This window comes from Bradyrhizobium yuanmingense (assembly GCF_900094575.1).
Classification (GTDB): Bacteria; Pseudomonadota; Alphaproteobacteria; order Rhizobiales; family Xanthobacteraceae; genus Bradyrhizobium; species Bradyrhizobium yuanmingense.
In genome coordinates this window covers 650610-666977 of sequence record NZ_FMAE01000002.1, presented here as the reverse complement: position 1 = coordinate 666977, position 16368 = coordinate 650610, and the positions used below count along the sequence as shown (strand labels likewise).

General features: G+C 63.6%; 14 protein-coding genes. 5 read left to right on the top strand and 9 right to left on the bottom strand.

Annotated features, from left to right (window positions below; genetic code table 11):
• The first annotated feature begins 1 nt into the window (after position 1).
• Complete coding sequence (locus tag GA0061099_RS08190) at positions 2-334, top strand: hypothetical protein (RefSeq protein WP_036002054.1); 333 nt, start codon at positions 2-4, stop codon at positions 332-334.
• 343 nt (positions 335-677) lie between these two features.
• Here the strand turns inward: GA0061099_RS08190 and rpoH are convergent, their stop codons facing one another.
• Complete coding sequence (rpoH, locus tag GA0061099_RS08180) at positions 678-1565, bottom strand: RNA polymerase sigma factor RpoH (protein WP_036020158.1); 888 nt, start codon at positions 1563-1565, stop codon at positions 678-680.
• A gap of 377 nt (positions 1566-1942) precedes the next feature.
• Between rpoH and GA0061099_RS08175 the strand changes: the two genes are divergently transcribed.
• Complete coding sequence (locus GA0061099_RS08175; RefSeq protein WP_109142125.1) at positions 1943-2176, top strand: hypothetical protein; 234 nt, start codon at positions 1943-1945, stop codon at positions 2174-2176.
• Between the two features lie 6 nt (positions 2177-2182).
• Here GA0061099_RS08175 and ftsH read toward each other — a convergent pair whose 3' ends face one another.
• Both ftsH and GA0061099_RS08165 read right to left on the bottom strand, forming a co-directional pair.
• Entirely contained in the window at positions 2183-4024 is a 1842-nt protein-coding gene (gene ftsH / locus GA0061099_RS08170; RefSeq protein WP_036020152.1) for an ATP-dependent zinc metalloprotease FtsH, read from the bottom strand.
• Positions 4025-4251: 227 nt separating this feature from the next.
• Positions 4252-4533 (bottom strand): hypothetical protein, encoded by a 282-nt coding sequence (locus GA0061099_RS08165; RefSeq protein WP_036002069.1) that lies wholly within the window; start codon positions 4531-4533, stop codon positions 4252-4254.
• A 537-nt stretch (positions 4534-5070) separates the two neighbouring features.
• Here GA0061099_RS08165 and GA0061099_RS08160 point away from each other — a divergent pair.
• Positions 5071-5442 (top strand): SPW repeat protein, encoded by a 372-nt coding sequence (locus tag GA0061099_RS08160; RefSeq protein ID WP_036002168.1) that lies wholly within the window; start codon positions 5071-5073, stop codon positions 5440-5442.
• An 814-nt stretch (positions 5443-6256) separates the two neighbouring features.
• Here GA0061099_RS08160 and GA0061099_RS08155 read toward each other — a convergent pair.
• The gene (locus GA0061099_RS08155) at positions 6257-6490 is read right to left on the bottom strand and encodes a hypothetical protein (protein WP_306469161.1); all 234 of its coding nucleotides are present in this window, start codon (positions 6488-6490) and stop codon (positions 6257-6259) included.
• Between the two features lie 598 nt (positions 6491-7088).
• Between GA0061099_RS08155 and GA0061099_RS08150 the strand changes: the two genes are divergently transcribed.
• The gene (locus GA0061099_RS08150; RefSeq protein WP_081492914.1) at positions 7089-8090 is read left to right on the top strand and encodes an ABC transporter substrate binding protein; all 1002 of its coding nucleotides are present in this window, start codon (positions 7089-7091) and stop codon (positions 8088-8090) included.
• 492 nt (positions 8091-8582) lie between these two features.
• The gene (locus GA0061099_RS08145) at positions 8583-9557 is read left to right on the top strand and encodes an ABC transporter substrate-binding protein (protein WP_036002174.1); all 975 of its coding nucleotides are present in this window, start codon (positions 8583-8585) and stop codon (positions 9555-9557) included.
• Between the two features lie 105 nt (positions 9558-9662).
• Here GA0061099_RS08145 and GA0061099_RS08140 read toward each other — a convergent pair whose 3' ends face one another.
• From GA0061099_RS08140 to GA0061099_RS08120, 5 genes are all read right to left on the bottom strand, one after another.
• On the bottom strand, positions 9663-10466 hold the full coding sequence (locus tag GA0061099_RS08140) for a hypothetical protein (RefSeq protein ID WP_036002177.1): 804 nt from the start codon (positions 10464-10466) through the stop codon (positions 9663-9665).
• A 211-nt stretch (positions 10467-10677) separates the two neighbouring features.
• Positions 10678-12675: an acetyl/propionyl/methylcrotonyl-CoA carboxylase subunit alpha gene (locus GA0061099_RS08135; protein WP_036023879.1), complete on the bottom strand. Its 1998-nt coding sequence runs from the start codon at positions 12673-12675 to the stop codon at positions 10678-10680.
• Positions 12672-14288: an acyl-CoA carboxylase subunit beta gene (locus GA0061099_RS08130; RefSeq protein WP_036023880.1), complete on the bottom strand. Its 1617-nt coding sequence runs from the start codon at positions 14286-14288 to the stop codon at positions 12672-12674. The genes GA0061099_RS08135 and GA0061099_RS08130 overlap by 4 nt, the downstream gene beginning before the upstream one ends.
• A gap of 114 nt (positions 14289-14402) precedes the next feature.
• Positions 14403-15269: a beta-keto acid cleavage family enzyme gene (locus tag GA0061099_RS08125; protein WP_036023883.1), complete on the bottom strand. Its 867-nt coding sequence runs from the start codon at positions 15267-15269 to the stop codon at positions 14403-14405.
• Between the two features lie 218 nt (positions 15270-15487).
• On the bottom strand, positions 15488-16288 hold the full coding sequence (locus GA0061099_RS08120) for a helix-turn-helix transcriptional regulator (protein ID WP_036023887.1): 801 nt from the start codon (positions 16286-16288) through the stop codon (positions 15488-15490).
• Positions 16289-16368: the final 80 nt, after the last annotated feature.

Below are 16368 nucleotides of genomic sequence, written 5' to 3'. Positions count from 1 at the left end.
AATGATCAAGGATCGTGCTTTCTCCGCTCGCGGGGAAACCACTCGGAAAACGTTGCGGCGGCTCGCCGCCTTGGCCGTTGGGGCTGGCCTCTCGCTGGTGCCCTTTGCGGCCTTTGGCGCCGAAAGCCCCGGCCCTGCCGCCAAGACTGCGGACAGTTTCGAGCGGCTCGCCTTGCCGCCGATCCCGTACCTGGACACGATGCCGTGGTCGAGCTGGGATCGGGGCAGCCCGACCATGAAGGTGGACACATTGCTGCCGGTCCTCGGGCCATCCGGGATCCGGCTCGACCTCACGCCGCCTGATCGAGACAAGCCGGAGCCCGCCACGAGCTGAAATGGGGGAGCGGCCGGCGAGGCCGCTCCTCATCGTTCAGCCACTCATCGCTCAGGCGAAAGGAGGATCATCAGATGAGAGGCATTGTCCTCGCCGTCGCTGTGTTGGGCATGGCCAATGGGCTTCAGGCCAAGGAGGCCGACACGCCTCGCGCCGAGATGCGGAGCTCGGCCGAGCCCGCCCGGCAGCTTGCGACCAGTTCCGTCGGAGCGTCTCGGAGCAATCCTGAGAAGTCCGGCCAGACCGAGCGCAGGAGCCGGGAGTTTTCGCCCGAACGTCTTGTCCCCGATATCTGCAGAGGATGCTGATCGGCCTTGGCCGATCAGCATTCTTCTTCGCTCGCCTAACGCGACGTCGCAAGGCGCGCCTCATCGAGGCGCGCGAACATCTTCGCCTTGATCCGCTGCAACGCGCGCTGCTCGATCTGCCGGACGCGCTCGCGCGAGATGCCGAACTTGCCGGCGAGCGCATCCAGCGTCTGCTGCGGCTCGCCGAGATATCGCGCCTCGACGATGCTGCGCTCCCGCGGTGTCAGCGCAGCGAGTGCATCGGCGAGGGCAGCCTTGGTGCGTTCACGGTCGGCCGCGTCCAGCAGCAGACTCTCCGGATCGGGAGAGGGATCCACCAGCCGGTCCTGCCATTGGTCGCCTTCCGTCTCGACGCTGATCGGCGCGTTGAGTGAGATGTCGCCGCGCAGCCGGCCGTTCATCTCGGCGACGTCGGCTTCCCTGACGTCGAGATGCCTCGCGATAGATGTCAGCTGATCCGTCCGGAGCTCGCCATCCTCCGCAACGCCAAGCTTGTTCTTCAGCTTGCGCAGGTTGAAGAACAGCTTCTTCTGCGCAGCAGTGGTGCCCAGCTTGACGAGCGACCATGATCGCAGGATGTATTCCTGAACCGAGGCCTTGATCCACCAGGAGGCATAGGTCGCGAGCCGGAAGCCTTTCTCGGGGTCGAACCGCTTGACGGCCAGCATCAGCCCGACATTGGCCTCCGAGATGAGGTCGGCGATGGCGAGGCCATAGCGGCGATATTGCAGCGCGATCTTCGCCGCGAGCCGCAAATGGCTCGTCACCAGCCGATAGGCGGCGTCACGATCGCCGCAATCGCGCAATCGCCTCGCATAGTCGGCTTCCTCCGTCGCCTCGAGCAGCGGAAAACGATGGATCTCCTTGAGATAGCGGGATAGCCCGCTTTCCCCGTGAAGGGCAGGAAGTGAGGTAACCAACATCGCGCCCTCCCTCACGAGCACCGTTCGCCCCGATCCAGGGCGCGTTGCCGATCCAAGCGATAATCTGAGTGAAGCGCCGAGAGCGGCGCGGTCCGAGCGCAGTCAGGTTTCATGGCCAAATCCTCGTTAGAGCAAGATGGTTGGACCACCGCGAACCTGATCCGCTGAGCCCGATCATGGCACCCAGACGCCTCAGGCCGGTGGGCGCCACTAGAATTTGGAAATGGCCGGAATGTTCCAGCGTGACGTGAATGAAATCGGCGATGGCGATTGCCGTCTCCTTCTCCGCGCTCGCCGGGCTCTTGAAACGCGAAGCCTTCATTCCAATCTGGTCCACGCAGGCGCCGATGAGGCTGCACGCATGTTTGGTTCGTGGGATGGATGACTATCGTGATCTCGTGAGCGCGGCTCTTGCGCTGTTCTGCGCCGGCTTGATGTTGGTGGCCGGCCATCTCCTGATCGAATGGCACGCCAGAAGCACCGATCCCGGCATCGGGATCGAGGCGCCGAAGCGCGACGGCGCGCCCGCGCCGCTCATCTCGAACGGTTCGCCGCCGGACAGGCGGATGATCGAGCTTCCCGCCGAGATCAGGCGCAAGCGCGCCGCGTGAGTGGCCCTAGATCGCCCGCAGCCCTTCCTTGGGCATTTCCCGGATCAGCGCATCGATGTCGCTCTGCTCCAGCGTCTCCTTCTCGAGCAGCTTCCTTGCGGCGCGGTCCAGGATCGGCCGCCGCGTGGTCAGGATGCCCTGGGTGCGCTGGAACACCTGGTCGACGATGGTTTTCACCTCGTGGTCGACCGCGGCGGCGGTCTCCTCGGCATAGTCGCGCTCGCGCGTCGGATAGGGGCGGTCAGGGCCGGCCAGGAAGTTGCCGGGATCGCGCTCATAGGCGACGCTGCCGAGACGCTCCGACATGCCGTAGCGCGTCACCATGCTGCGGGCGATATCGGTGACGCGGCGCAGGTCGTCCGCCGCACCGGTCGACAAGTGCCCGAACACGATAAGCTCCGCGGCGCGGCCGCCGAGCAGCACCGCCATCTTGTTCTCCAGCTCCTCCTTGGTCATCAGGAAACGGTCCTCGATCGGCCGCTGGATGGTGTAGCCGAGCGCGCCGACGCCGCGCGGGATGATCGAGACCTTGTGCACGGGATCGGTCCCCGGCAGTGAGAGCGCGACGAGGGCGTGCCCCATCTCGTGATAGGCGACGATCTCGCGTTCCCTGGGGTTGAGCAGGCGGTTGCGCTTTTCCAGGCCTGCGATCATGCGCTCGACCGCATTGTTGAAATCGCTCATGGTCACCGCCTCGGCGGCGCGGCGCGTCGCCAGCAGCGCGGCCTCGTTGACGAGATTGGCGAGGTCCGCTCCCGTGAAACCAGGGGTGAGCGCGGCAACGGCGTCTGCATCGACATTGTCGGCGAGGCGCACCTTCTTCATGTGCACATTGAGGATCTCGATGCGGCCCCTCTTGTCGGGGCGGTCGACCAGCACCTGCCGGTCGAAGCGGCCGGCGCGGAGCAGGGCGGGATCGAGGATTTCGGGCCGGTTGGTGGCGGCGAGGATGACGAGCCCGGAGCGCGAATCGAAGCCGTCGAGCTCGACCAGCAGCTGGTTGAGTGTCTGCTCCTTTTCATCATGGCCGCCGGCGAACGGGCCGATGCCGCGGGCGCGGCCCAGCGCATCGAGCTCGTCGATGAAGATGATGGCCGGCGCCTTTTCGTGCGCCTGCTGGAACAGGTCCCGCACCCGCGCCGCACCGACGCCGACGAACATCTCGACGAACTCCGAGCCGGAGATCGAGAAGAACGGCACCCTGGCCTCGCCGGCCACCGCCTTGGCCAGCAAGGTCTTGCCTGTGCCCGGCGGCCCCACCAGCAGCACGCCTTTCGGCATACGGCCGCCAAGCCGGCCATAGTCGGTCGGGTTCTTCAGGAAATCAACAACCTCGCGCAGCTCGTCCTTGGCCTCGTCCACGCCGGCGACGTCGGCAAACGTGACGCCGGTGTTGGATTCGACGTAGACCTTGGCCTTGCTCTTGCCGATCGCCATCAGCCCGCCGCCGATCCCGCCGCCCTCGGCCATGCGGCGGCCGATGTACCACCAGACGCCGAAGAACAGCAGAACCGGCATCACCCACGACAACAGGTCGCGCAGAAACGTGCTCTCGATCTGCCCGGTGAAACGGACGTTGTGCTTCTCGAGCTCCTGGGCGACGTCCTGGTCGACGCGCGTGGTGACGAATTGCTTCTGGCCGCCGGACAGCGGCTCCTTCAGCGTGCCCTGCAAGGTGCGGTCGGAGATGCCGACCGTCTCGACTTTCCCCTGGCGCAGCAATTGCTGATATTCGCTGTAGGGGATCACCGCGATCTGGTTCGCCGCCGAGATCAGATACTGAATCAGGAAGACCGCGAAAATTGCGGCGATGGCGTATCCGATATTGAAACGGGCATTCTTGTTCATGGGGAGGCCAGATCCGATCGTGTTACGCGGGCCGGGCTAACGTCGAGGCGCATTTGGCGCGCTCGCTCGGGCCCGGTGCGCCTCCGGACCTGCATGTTCACGACAGAACTTCTCCTGCTGCCATCGGTTCCAGTCGTCCCAAACGCGGGCTCGGCAGCGCCGGACGCAGGCGATCGAGATGCCGGGCAGCGATAAGGCCCGGTTGCAGGCCGGGCCTTTGCATCAGTTCACCAGGGATACCAGTAAGGATATGCCGCCGGATAATACCGGACGGTCCGATAATAGCGGGGGCCATAATAGTATCGCGGCGGACCATAGACCGGCGCATAATAGACCGGAGGTGCGGCCGCGGCGGCCAGCGCTCCGGTGAACAGGCCGAGCGCGATGGCCGGACCGATGCCTGGACCGCCCCAATGATGATGATGGCCCCGCCAATGGGCCGAGGCCGGCGCAACGGTTCCGATGAGGAGCGTTGCTGCCGCGGCGATTGCAAGAGCAAGCTTTCTCATGTGACTTCCCTCGACTTATGCCCGCGCAAGCGGGCTTCTCAATCCTTCGCATGAGTTTCGTTTTGCCGGACACAGCCGGCAGCGTCTGAACTTAGGATGGGCGGCGACGACTTCAAGCCTCTAACCGACAATTGGCCAAGTGGAGAGAACAGTCAGATCGTGTCAATCGAAGAAGGGCTTCGAACGTCCCTGCTGGCGCGTGCCAATAGTGACTAAGTCCGTAAATTCAGCCTTTGGTCCATCTGCGACGTTGCGCTGCGTCTCACAGAGGTCTGCTTATCGCGGCAGAGCGGTCCAGATTTGCTCAACCTGAGTTCTTCGCATTTTGACCCTTCAGCGACCTCCGGAGCCGTCCGCTTTCCCGCCGCTGTTAAGGTTGGGACCGCAGGCGGTCAGCTGCTTAATGAGCACACAGCCTAGGACAGCACCGGCGCGGCGGGTCCGCCTCTCCGTTGCCATTATGCCGCGGGCCGCGATGGAAACCGGCTCGGCGATTACGCGGTTGATTTGGCATCGAAACCTCCAATGGAGGGTGCCATGCAGAATTGGGAAGGGAATTGGACGAACGCAAAGTTTTGTGACGTTGCGAACCTGATCCTCGGCGCGATACTGTTCGTTTCGCCCTGGATATTCGGTTTCGATGCGGGGACGGTCTCTCAGAACGCCGTTATCACCGGTATCGCCATCGCGATCCTTGCGGTCGCGGCGCTGGCGGCGTTCGCGGTGTGGGAGGAGTGGCTGAACCTCGTCGTCGGCTTGTGGGCACTGGTATCGCCCTGGGTATTGGGCTTCCAGGGAACCACCGCGATGACCGTGCATGTGATCATCGGCGCGGCGGTCGCAATCTTGGCAGCGATCGAGCTCTGGATTATGTCCCGCAACCCGCCGCGGCTGACCACCGGTAGCTGAGAAGCTGGATCGTTTGGCTCGTGGCATAGCTTCGCCGTTATCGGAAAAACCTGTCCAGCCGACGCGGACGAAATTCGGTGCGGACCTGGGGCCGGCAGCTACTCAGCGCAGTCGGCCTTGGGTCAGCCGTAAGTGCCGCAGCTCGAGCTAGCCTTGCTGGACGGCTTACTCCCGGCGCCAAATTCCGAAAGTGCCGATGGAAAGGCCTTGCTCCGGGGCTAGGTTCATCGGGCATTCCGTTTGCGTCGGATTCCCAAATTTGAATGCCACGGGGCATGATTTTTGGGACCAAGCTGCGTTTGCCATCCAACGGCAGACCTCTCGGTCCCAGCTCGTTTTTCGATCCGGAAAAACCTCCAGGCTGGGGGCCGATGTGGTCTACTCCGGGCGTAAGCCGCCCCATCAGTACCAGCCCATCTTGAAACAGAGACCAAGCCAACCAGCGAGCGCGACTAGAGCGGCAATGTTGATGTACTTCTGAGCGTCTTGCATCATTGCACCGCAATCAAAGGCGCCCCGCAATTCGGAGCAACGGTGATTTGCCACTACCCGTTCCGCCTCTCTGCCCTTGACCAGATCAACAAGGTTCCGGTTTCTGGCGCTCGGTTCATCGCGGGAGCTCGGGGTTTCTCCACCTTATGTGCTTTGGCGTGTTCTTCTCGACCTGCGGGACCATGCGGGCGGGATCGGGACCGCCCGGAACGCCCCTGGGGCCGAGCAGCTCACGCGTAATGTCATCCTCGGTTCTATCCGGCTCGACGCCGTTGATGGGCCGCTGTCGCACGGGAGCGACCTCCTGATGCCCACGGCAAGCTCAGGTCACCTCAGGCTTGAAGGTCTGCGGCTGCTGCTCTGGCGGCGGCATTTTAAAAGGAATGGGGAACGGCGTGCGCGCGAGGCTTACCAGCGCCGCCCGTTCCTCGGAGAGACGGCTTTCGATGTACTCGCGCTCCAGATCGGAAAGGCGGGTCTTGAGCAGCCGGTGGTAGCGGTGAATGCTATTGCGGTGGGTGCGCAAGCGGGCGAGCTTTTCTTCCAGTGTCATCATCGTCGTCCTCGACGGTTACAAGCAATCCTTTCCAAAAGAGGTCGGAGGAGCCCTCCGGCGTGAGACTTAGAGAGGCTTGATCTTGTTTCAAGATGGATCAGAAGATTGGACCAATTGCCTCAACCTCAAGCCAGCGTTCTGTACGCTCCGTGCTCCCCAGCGCGGGGCCGGATCATGGCAACCGAAAATCCGCCATGTGCTCTTGCATCGTCCCGTTGATGTCCGCTTGTGGCCCTCAGCCGACCATTGGGACCTCGCCCTCCGAGCACCGCTTTTGACCCATAGCAGAAGTCTGAGCCTGCACTCCAACCCCTCAACCGCCCGGGTCGAAACTCATTCTTGCGGTTGCACGTGCCTGACGCCGGAACGTGAGCATCGTCAGGGTCCCTGATCTCCTTAAACAATGGCATGGTCAGCAATCCCAGCGAGATGTGTAGCAGTAATGCTGTCGCAAATTGGCTTGCCATATTGCAATTCTAGGAGCGGGAACAAATGTTTCTCGCTTCGTGGAGCTGGGGGAGACAGAAGTCTGCGGCGGTTCGCGGATGCAACACTTTTGACCTTGGCCACTTTCAATGAGCTCGCCTGAACGGCTACGATGCCGTCACCAGAGAGCTTAGGAGCGCACATGAGACGGCGGGAGTTCATCACGCTTCTTGTCGGCGCGGCACCTCTGTGGCCGCTGACGGCGAGCGCGCAACGTTCAGCGGTAGCTGTTATCGGTGTGTTGTCCGTGGGTTCCCCTGACATTGCGAGTCCCTATGACGCAGCATTCGAAAGAGGTCTCGCGGAGAGGGGTTTCGTAGTTGGCAAAAACGTTACGATAGAACGTAGGTGGGCACGAGGAAACCACAGTAGGCTTCCGGAGCTCGCTCAGGAGCTCTTGCATTTCAATCCAGCGCTGATCATCGGAGGGGGCAATGTGGTTGCGCTCGCCGCAAGGAAAGTAACTTCAACCATTCCGATCGTATTCGTAATCGCGTCAGACCCCGTGAAGCTCGGACTGGCAAAGAGCTTCGCTCACCCCGGGGGCAACGCCACGGGCATATCTATGATGACAGCGAGGCTTGTCCTAAAGCGCCTCGAACTGATCCAGGAGCTGCTCCAGCAAAAGGCTACCGTCGGATTTTTGGTGAACCCTGACAATCAAGACTTGCTTCAGGAAATTGACGAAGTTGCCCGTTCGACCGGGCGGACCTTGAAAGTAGCCAAGGCGCGCAACCAGGATGAATTAGAGCCAGCTTTCAGGCAGCTTGTTAGCGCCCAAGTCGGTGCGGTCCTCGTCAGCAACGATGCGATATTTTTCAACCTGCGTGCGCAACTTGTCGCATTGGCCGATCGTCATTCGCTTCCGGCGTCCTATGAATTCCGCGAATTTCCGGCGGCCGGTGGCCTGATGAGCTACGGGCCGAGCCTTGTCGCAAACTTTGAAAAAGCCGGCATCTACGCCGCACGAATCTTGGGAGGTGCTCGGCCGGAGGATTTGCCCATTCAGCAGCCCACGGAGTTCAGTTTGGTTCTCAACTCAGCAACCGCGCGCTCCTTAGGCATCGAAATCCCGCCATCACTGCTCGCCCGTGCGGACGAGGTGATCGAATAAGGCTCTACGCCCGATGTCGGCCCGTAGCGACCTTGCCGCGCGACCGCGACCGTCTGCATTCGACCCATTGCGGACTCATTTCCCTATCCTCGGTCCTGATTGCGCCCCATAATCCTCCGCTGTTTGGAGGCTAGTCATGAGGCGACGCGATTTCATGTCGACCCTCGGCGGACTGGCCGCAATTTGGCCAGTTGCCGCGCGCGCCCGGCAAAAGGAACGTGTCCATCGAATTGTTTATCTAAGTGCTCCGAGCCGGGAGTTGGTACAACGCAGCTCGATGCTTTTCTGCGAAAGCTCCGAGAGCATAGTTGGGTTGAAGGCGAGAACTTCATCACTCGCTCTGACCTAATTCAGCGAGGTTCTTGCTGTGACGTTATTTTCGACTTATTCAACCCAAACGGCCCATCTCAATCCCGCATACCTCCGTCGATCACACGGTCCCACGGCAAAATGCTAATGTAGTCATCCCCAGGCGTGGTCCTTGGAGGGTACATGCAGCGGCGGGAGTTCATTGCACTGATCGGGGCCATCGGTGCCGTTTGGCCGCGCAGCTTGATCGCGCAGCCCGCCCATCAGCTCATGAAGAAGATGCCTCGCATCGGTTTCCTGGCGTCAGTTCCGCACCAACGAATCGAAGCCTTCGATCGCGGACTCCGCGAGATGGGATATGTGGAGGGCGCGAACATCATCATTGAGCGCCGGTTCTGGAAGAATGACCGGGAACAACTGGCGAGATTTGCCGCCGAGCTGGTGGCTCTCGAAGTCGAGGTGATTGTGGCGTCCAGCACGCCCGAGGCAATTGCCGCCAGGGCAGTCACCGGCACGATCCCCATCGTGACTGCCACCGCAGACGCGGTCGGTGTCGGCCTTGCCGCAAGTCTTGCGCGGCCGGGTGGAAACGTGACGGGACTGACCGGGGTCGCAAGCAGCGGCAAGAATTTCGGGCTTCTGTTGGAGTTACTGCCACGGGCGTCGCGGTTCGCGGTGCTCCTCGACCCCGACAACCAATATCATGCACGGCTGATGGCCGACTTCCAGAAAACCGCCGCGGACCGGCAGGTCGAGATACTTCCGGTGATCAAACGCTCGGTGGAGGACATAGGCCCTGCTTTCCAGACCATAGCTTCGAAGGATATTCAGGGCCTGCTCGTGCTTGTGGACCCCATCGGGTTCGCCAACCGGCGCAAGATCATCGAGCTCGCCGCGCAAAACCGCATTCCGGCGGTGTATCACTGGCGTGAAGAAGCGGTCGAAGGTGGCCTTCTCGCGTATGGCCCTGACATCATTGACCTCAATCGCCGCTCCGCCGGTTATGTTGCAAAACTGCTGCGGGGCGCGAAAGCGGCCGAACTCCCGATCCAGCAGCCGGAACGCTTCCGATTGGTGATCAATCTTAAGACTGCTCGCGCTCTCGGTCTGAATATTCCAACCGCGCTACTCGCGACGGCTGACGAGGTGATTGAATGATGCTGCGCTGCATGAGTCCGCATGTGGCCCTTCAGCTACATTGGAAGATTGCTGCTTCTCCGCTGGTGTTGGGGCTTAAGCGGACATCAGTCGACGGCCAGCCGCTTAATGCGTACACGGCCTAGATCCCAGTGCCCGGATCACCGGCCAGGCCGCGAGCGCGGCGGCGAGATGTTTGAGCGTATGGCCCGAGACCATGTGGCCGGTCGCTTCGAACACGGTCACGTCGCCGAGTTCGAACAGCTTGGCCAGCACATAGAAGACCATCACGCCGCCGAGCGGCACGCCAAGCGCGCCGGGTCGCGGGCGTGTGAACGCGAGGCCCACGGCCAGCGCCATGCCGCCGAACTGCACGACCACCCAGGGCGTGAGATTCTCGCGTGCCACCCAGGCCGCCAACAGGCCCGCGATCATCGTCAGCACCAGCACCGCTTCGCCTGCGCGCGTGCTGATGCGCTCGCTGGCCGCGATGCCCAGAAAGCCCGCAAACGCGACCGCCATGCCGAGACGATCGGCGATGAGCCGTTGCGGCACGTCGGGGTCGAGATGATAGAAGCCCGAGCCGAGGCACGTGAGGATCAGGCCGACGAAGAACCAGTTCGCACCCACCGGCGCATCGTGGCGGGCACGCAGCCGCTCCGAGCCCCAGACGCCCATCGCGAGGAAGGCGAGATTGCTCAGCACGTCCCCGGCATTGGGCACGCCGAGGAAGGTGCGGCTATCGACGAAATGCGGGATGTGCCAGGCGGCGGCGGGCATCGTGGGCGCCAGAAGCGCGGTGAGCGTCAGGACGAGGAGCGCACCGATAAGATATTTCTCGCCGGTTTGAAGGGGGGCGTACGAGAGTCGGCGAACGACTGGCGGGACCAGTGCATTGGCCGGTTGAGCTTGGTCACGCGCGCGCAGCATGCGGATCTCCAGGCATTGAACATCGTTCAATATTTGTCGCCTGAAAATGAACTTTGTTCAATAGAGATTGCGCACAAAACCTTGCGAGTGCATACCTCGTTGAAATCGTTACGTTTCAGGAGGGTGCCGTAGGGTGGTCAAAGCGAAGCGTGCCCACGACCCCCTTTTGCAATCGACATTCGTGGGCACGGCGCTGCGCGCCTTTGCCCACCTACGAGACCGCGTTTGTGGCGCTACCCGCCCCGATCTCCGCGACGATCCTGCCCGTCGTGACCTGCTCGCCCTCGGAGACGTGGATCGCGCTGACCACGCCGTCGATGGCGGCTTTGTGGACGTGCTCCATCTTCATCGCTTCCAGCGTCAGCACCGGCTGGCCGGCGGTGACGCGGTCGCCGGGCTTGACGAGGACGGCGACGACGCGGCCGTTCATGGCGGCGCGGACCTTGCCGTCACCGCCATTGCTTGCGGCCGCTTTTGGTGCCGCGAGGGTGAGATCGGTGAGGCCGAGCGGGATGCCGCGGTGCTGGACGTACAGCCGTTCGCCATCCCGCAGGAATTTTGCGCTGTCCATCACGCCGGCGTGGCGGAAGCGGACGGCGTCGGGATCGAGCTGGTCGATCTCGAACTTCTCCTGGCAACCGTCAGCAATGACCGTGTAGCTGCCGTCGCGCTCGCGCATGATGTCGAGCGCGTGCGCGTGGCCGGCGATCTCGATTCTCGCCGGGAGCGGAAAGGTGGCAGCGAGGCTTCGCCCGCCCTGCCACCACGGCGCGCGTGGGCTGGTGACGTAGAGCAGCAGCCCCGCCAGCGCTCTCTCGAATGCCGCGCCCGCACGCGGGGCAAGCAGCTCGTCGCGATGGGTGCCGATGAACGCCGTCGTCGCTTCCCCCTTGGCAAAGCCGGGATGACGCAGGCACGACAATAGGAACGCCTGGTTCGTCGTCACGCCGAAAGCCGTAAGCTGCTCGAGGCCGACGATCAGCCGTCCCCTCGCCTCCTCGCGATTGGCGCCGTGGCTGATCACCTTGGCGATCATGGAATCGTAGAACGGCGGAATCTCCGAGCCCGGTTGCAACGCGTGCTCGACGCGGATGCCCTCAGGCACCTGCCAGCGCGCCATGCGGCCGGACTGCGGCATGAAATCCTGCGCGGCATCTTCCGAGCAGAGCCGCACCTCGATGGCGTGGCCGGAGAACCTGATGTCCTGCTGCTTCACCGGCAAGGGATCGCCGCGCGCGACGCGCAGCTGCAGCTCGACGAGATCGAGCCCGGTGATCGCCTCGGTGACGGGATGCTCGACCTGCAGCCGCGTGTTCATCTCCATGAAGTAGAACGCGCCGCTCTGATCGAGCAGGAATTCCAGCGTGCCGGCGCCCTCATAGCGCAGCGCCTTGACCGCTGACACCGCGACCTCGCCCATTTTCGCGCGCAGCTCCGGCGTGACCGCCGGCGACGGCGCCTCCTCGATCAGCTTCTGGTGCCGCCGCTGCACCGAGCAATCGCGCTCGCCGAGATGGATGGCATTGCCGTGCCTGTCGCCGAACACCTGGATCTCGATGTGGCGCGGGTTCTGGATCGCCCGCTCGAGGATGACGGCCGCATCGCCGAACGCGGCTTTCGCTTCCGACCGCGCGCTGCGCAGGGCTTCGGGGAAGGATGCCGCGTCAGTGACGAGCCGCATGCCGCGGCCGCCGCCGCCGGCGACCGCCTTGATCATCACGGGAAAGCCGATCTTCCCGGCTTCGGCGAACATGACCTCGTCGCCTTGCTCAGCACCCTGGTAGCCGGGCACGATGGGCACGCCGGCTTTCTTCATGATCTCCTTGGCGCCGGCCTTGTTGCCCATCGCCTCGATCGCCTGCGGCGACGGGCCGATGAAGACGAGGCCGGCATCCTTGCAGGCGCGCGCAAACGCCTCGTTCTCGGCAAGAAAGCCATAGCCGGGATGAACGGCATCCGCGCCGCTGGCCTTGGCCGCTTCGATGATCGCGGGGACGTTGAGATAGGATTGCGCCGGCAAGGCTTCGCCGATGCGCACGGCCTGGTCGGCCTCGCGCACATGGAGCGCATCGCGATCCGCATCGGAATAGACCGCGATGACACCGAGGCCGAGTTTTCGCGCGCTGCGCATCACGCGCAGTGCGATCTCGCCGCGGTTTGCCACCAGGACCTTGAAGAACGGCCGGTGCTGCACTGATCCGTTCCTCATGGGCGGGCCACCGAAAACTGCATGCGCTGGGGCGTGCGCGCATCGCCCTCGCGGCAGATCGCGAGCACCTCCGATAGCACGGCGCGGGTGTCGCGCGGGTCGATCACGCCATCGTCGAGCACGCGGGCGCTGGTCGAGAACACGTCCATCTGGCCGTCGAACACGCCGATGATCTCAGCCTTCATGGCGTCCAGCCTGTCCTTCTCGATCGGCTTGCCGCGGCGCACCGCTGCGGCCTCGGTTACGATCGCCATGGTCTCGGCGGCCTGCTCGCCGCCCATCACCGCGGTCTTGGCGTTGGGCCAGGAGAAGCAGAAGCGCGGATGGAAGCCGCGACCGCACATGCCGTAATTGCCGGCACCGAACGAGGCGCCGCAATAGATGGTGATCTGCGGCACCGTCGCCGACGTCACCGCCTGGATCATCTTGGAGCCGTGCTTGATCATGCCGGCCTCCTCATAGGCCTTGCCTACCATGTAGCCGGTGGTGTTGTTGAGATAGAGGATCGGCGTGCGGGTCTGGCAACAGGCCTGGATGAAATGCGTCGCCTTGTTGGCGCCGGCGGGATCGAGCGGGCCATTGTTGGTGATGATGCCGATGGCCTGGCCCTCGATGCGGGCATGGCCGCAGACGGTGGCCGGGCCGTAATTCGGCGCCATCTCGGTGAAATCGGAATCGTCGACGATGCGCGCGATCACCTGTTTCATGTCGACCGGGCGCTTGTGGTCCATCGGCATGATGCCGAGCAGCTCGTCCTGGTCATAGCGCGGCGGCTTGAACTGCGCCGCCGCTTTGCCCGGCCGCTCCCATTGCAGCGCGGCCATGATCTCGCGCGCGATGCGCAATGCGTCACGATCGTCCTCGGCGAGGTAATCGCCGAGGCCGGAGATCTGCGTATGCATCTCGGCGCCGCCGAGCTCCTCCTCGGTCGCGATCTCGCCGGTCGCAGCTTTCAGCAGCGGGGGCCCGGCGAGGAAGGCGCGGGTGCGGCCGCGGACCATGACGATGTAGTCGGAGAGGCCGGTCTGATAGGCGCCGCCCGCGGTGGAGGAGCCGTGCGTGACGGTGACGACCGGCAGACCGGCAGCGGAGAGCCGCGCCAGGTTGCGAAAGATGTTGCCGCCGCGAACGAAATCCTCGACGCGGTAGCGCAGCAGATTGGCGCCGGCGCTTTCGACCAGCTGCACGTAAGGCAGCTTGTTCTCCAGCGCGAGCTCCTGCACGCGCAGCGTCTTGTCGAGGCCGTAAGGCTGCAGCGCGCCGGCGTCGATGCCGGAATCACTGGCGCTGACCATGCAGCGGATGCCCGAGACGAAGCCGATGCCGGCGATGACGCCGCCGCCCGGCACGCTCTTGTTCGCATCCGGCACGTCGAACATGTAGCCGGCGAGCGTCGACAGCTCGATGAAGGGCGCCCCGGGATCGAGCACCAGCGCGACGCGCTCGCGCGGCAGCAACTGGCCGCGCTTGTGGAAGCGGTCCTTGGCCGCAGCGGACGCGGCGCGCGTGCGCTCCTCGAGCGCGCGCATGCGGTCGATCAGGCCGAGCATGCCGTCGCGGTTGGCTTGGTAGGCGGCGCTGCCGGGGAAGATGGTGTTTTCGAGAATGGACATGACTTGATCCTGCTCGTCATTGCGAGGAGCGAAGCGACGAAGCAATCCAGACTGCATCCGCGGAGAGATTCTGGATTGCTTCGCTTCGCTCGCAATGACGGGTGAGGCGATACCTTACCTGTTCGTCCCAAAGATCTTCCGCGCCTCGGCCGGTGACGCGATCTCGCGGCCGGCGCGCTTTGCGCAGGCGGCGACGGCCTCGATCAGCTGACCGTTCGACGTCACCTTGTTGCCGTCGGCGAGATAGAAGGTGTCCTCGAGGCCGGTGCGCAGATGACCGCCGAGCTCGGCACAGCGCTGGTGCAGCGGCCAGATCTCCTCGCGGCCGATGGCGGTGACCTGCCAATGCGCCTCGGGGCGCTTCAGCTTGATCAGGATCGGCAGCAGTTCGGGATCAGCAGGCATGCCGGAGGCGACGCCCATGACGAAATTGTACTCGAGCGGGCCCTTGTACATGCCGACCTGGTGGTACATGCCGACGCAGCGGACGATACCGACGTCAAAGCATTCGAACTCGGGAATGGTGCCGACCGCGTTCATGACGTCGAGATAGTCCTTCACCTTCTCGACCGCATTGTCGAACATCATCGGCGGCCAGGCCCAGCTGTTGTCGGCCTTCACCTTCAGATAATTCAGCGAGCCGGCATTGCAGGCGGCAATCTCGGGCTTCGTCTCGCGGATGCAGTCGAGCGCGCCTGAATAGTTCGGCCCGGACACGCCCGAGGTGTGGTTGATGATCACGCCCGGGCAGGCTTCGCGGATCGCCTGCTGGATCTCCTTGCTGACCGCGACCTCCCAGGACGGCAGATGTCCCTTGCCCGGCGCCTGCTGGCGCAGATGGATGTGCATGATGGACGCGCCGGCCTCGAACGCAGCCCTGGCCTCGCGCGCCATCTGCTCGGGCGTCACGGGCACGTTGTGCTGCTTGGGGTCGGTGAGCACGCCGTTCAGCGCGCAGGTGATGACGGCCTTGTCGCTCATGCGTTCAATGTCTCGCACGTTAAGAATTCAACGCTTGCGATCATGTGACGCGCAACATGCGGCTTCTTGCGCGGAGAAGCTGGGAAAAGACGAGCTTTCGTAGGGTGGGTTAGCCGAAGGCGTAACCCACCACTGTCTGCCTCCGTGGAAATTGAAGAGGTGGGTTACGCCGAGCAGCTGCGCTTCGCGCATCTGATCGGCTAACCCACCCTACGAAGCTACGAAGCCTCCGCCATACGCACCGTCTCGGTGCTGCGATAGATCGCAAGATCGCGCGAGCCGACGAAGATCGCCCGTGGCTTCAATCCGTAGAAGCGGCGGATCGAGTGGCTGAAATGCGTGGAATCGGGATAGCCGATGTCCTGCGCCAGATGGGCGAGGTTGAGGTCCTGGTTGGCGAAGTGCAGCAGATACCGCGCGCGCTTCCAGGCGCGGAAGGAGCGGAACGAGATGCCGGTCTCCTCCTTGAACAGGTGCAGGAAGCGCGAGGCCGAGAGGCCGGCTTCAGCGGCGCAGGTATCCGCGGTCACCGGCTCGCCGGAGAAGCGCTCGATGCGGGCCACCGCACGCATCACGCGCGGATCCAGCACGCGGCGCGGCAGCGCCTCGCCAAAGCACATCTCGTCGAACTCGGCCGTGGTGATGTCGCCATAGCGGCGCTGACGCAGCAAGGCGTAGGCGGCGAGGATCTTGCGGGCATAGGCGGCCTGATCGGGTCCGGTCAGGCGCGCGGCCAAGGCTTCGATCACGCCATCCGCCATGCTTTCCGGCTCCAGCGTCACGCTGATGACGGTGCGATAGTCGCTGGCGATGGAGTGCCGCTGGTTCGGCAGGGTGACGAACAGCTCGCCGGTGGCGAGAACGTCGTCGATGGTCAGGTGCAGATTGCCCTTCACCGCGACATAGACATGGCAGCAGCCGGGTGTCCGTTTGCGCGGACGGCCGAGCAGGCCCGCATAAAACACCCGCTCCGGCGTGATCAGCATCAGGTGGTCGGATTCGCGACCGTTATATTCCATTGGGTTCCTCCTCGCGCGGCTCTCTGGCCGCTGCGGACGGAGGTCACCTTAGCGGAAATTTGGGCGCTGTCACGGTAGGG

Coding starts and splice junctions, on each gene's coding strand:
- GA0061099_RS08130 (WP_036023880.1), bottom strand. CDS start 14,288: ATGTCCATTCTCGAAAACACCATCTTCCCCGGCAGCGCCGCCTACCAA.
- GA0061099_RS08190 (WP_036002054.1), top strand. CDS start 2: ATGATCAAGGATCGTGCTTTCTCCGCTCGCGGGGAAACCACTCGGAAA.
- GA0061099_RS08140 (WP_036002177.1), bottom strand. CDS start 10,466: ATGCTGCGCGCGCGTGACCAAGCTCAACCGGCCAATGCACTGGTCCCG.
- GA0061099_RS08145 (WP_036002174.1), top strand. CDS start 8,583: ATGCAGCGGCGGGAGTTCATTGCACTGATCGGGGCCATCGGTGCCGTT.
- GA0061099_RS08155 (WP_306469161.1), bottom strand. CDS start 6,490: ATGATGACACTGGAAGAAAAGCTCGCCCGCTTGCGCACCCACCGCAAT.
- rpoH (WP_036020158.1), bottom strand. CDS start 1,565: ATGTTGGTTACCTCACTTCCTGCCCTTCACGGGGAAAGCGGGCTATCC.
- GA0061099_RS08125 (WP_036023883.1), bottom strand. CDS start 15,269: ATGAGCGACAAGGCCGTCATCACCTGCGCGCTGAACGGCGTGCTCACC.
- GA0061099_RS08135 (WP_036023879.1), bottom strand. CDS start 12,675: ATGAGGAACGGATCAGTGCAGCACCGGCCGTTCTTCAAGGTCCTGGTG.
- GA0061099_RS08150 (WP_081492914.1), top strand. CDS start 7,089: ATGCCGTCACCAGAGAGCTTAGGAGCGCACATGAGACGGCGGGAGTTC.
- GA0061099_RS08165 (WP_036002069.1), bottom strand. CDS start 4,533: ATGAGAAAGCTTGCTCTTGCAATCGCCGCGGCAGCAACGCTCCTCATC.
- GA0061099_RS08175 (WP_109142125.1), top strand. CDS start 1,943: ATGGATGACTATCGTGATCTCGTGAGCGCGGCTCTTGCGCTGTTCTGC.
- GA0061099_RS08160 (WP_036002168.1), top strand. CDS start 5,071: ATGCAGAATTGGGAAGGGAATTGGACGAACGCAAAGTTTTGTGACGTT.
- GA0061099_RS08120 (WP_036023887.1), bottom strand. CDS start 16,288: ATGGAATATAACGGTCGCGAATCCGACCACCTGATGCTGATCACGCCG.
- ftsH (WP_036020152.1), bottom strand. CDS start 4,024: ATGAACAAGAATGCCCGTTTCAATATCGGATACGCCATCGCCGCAATT.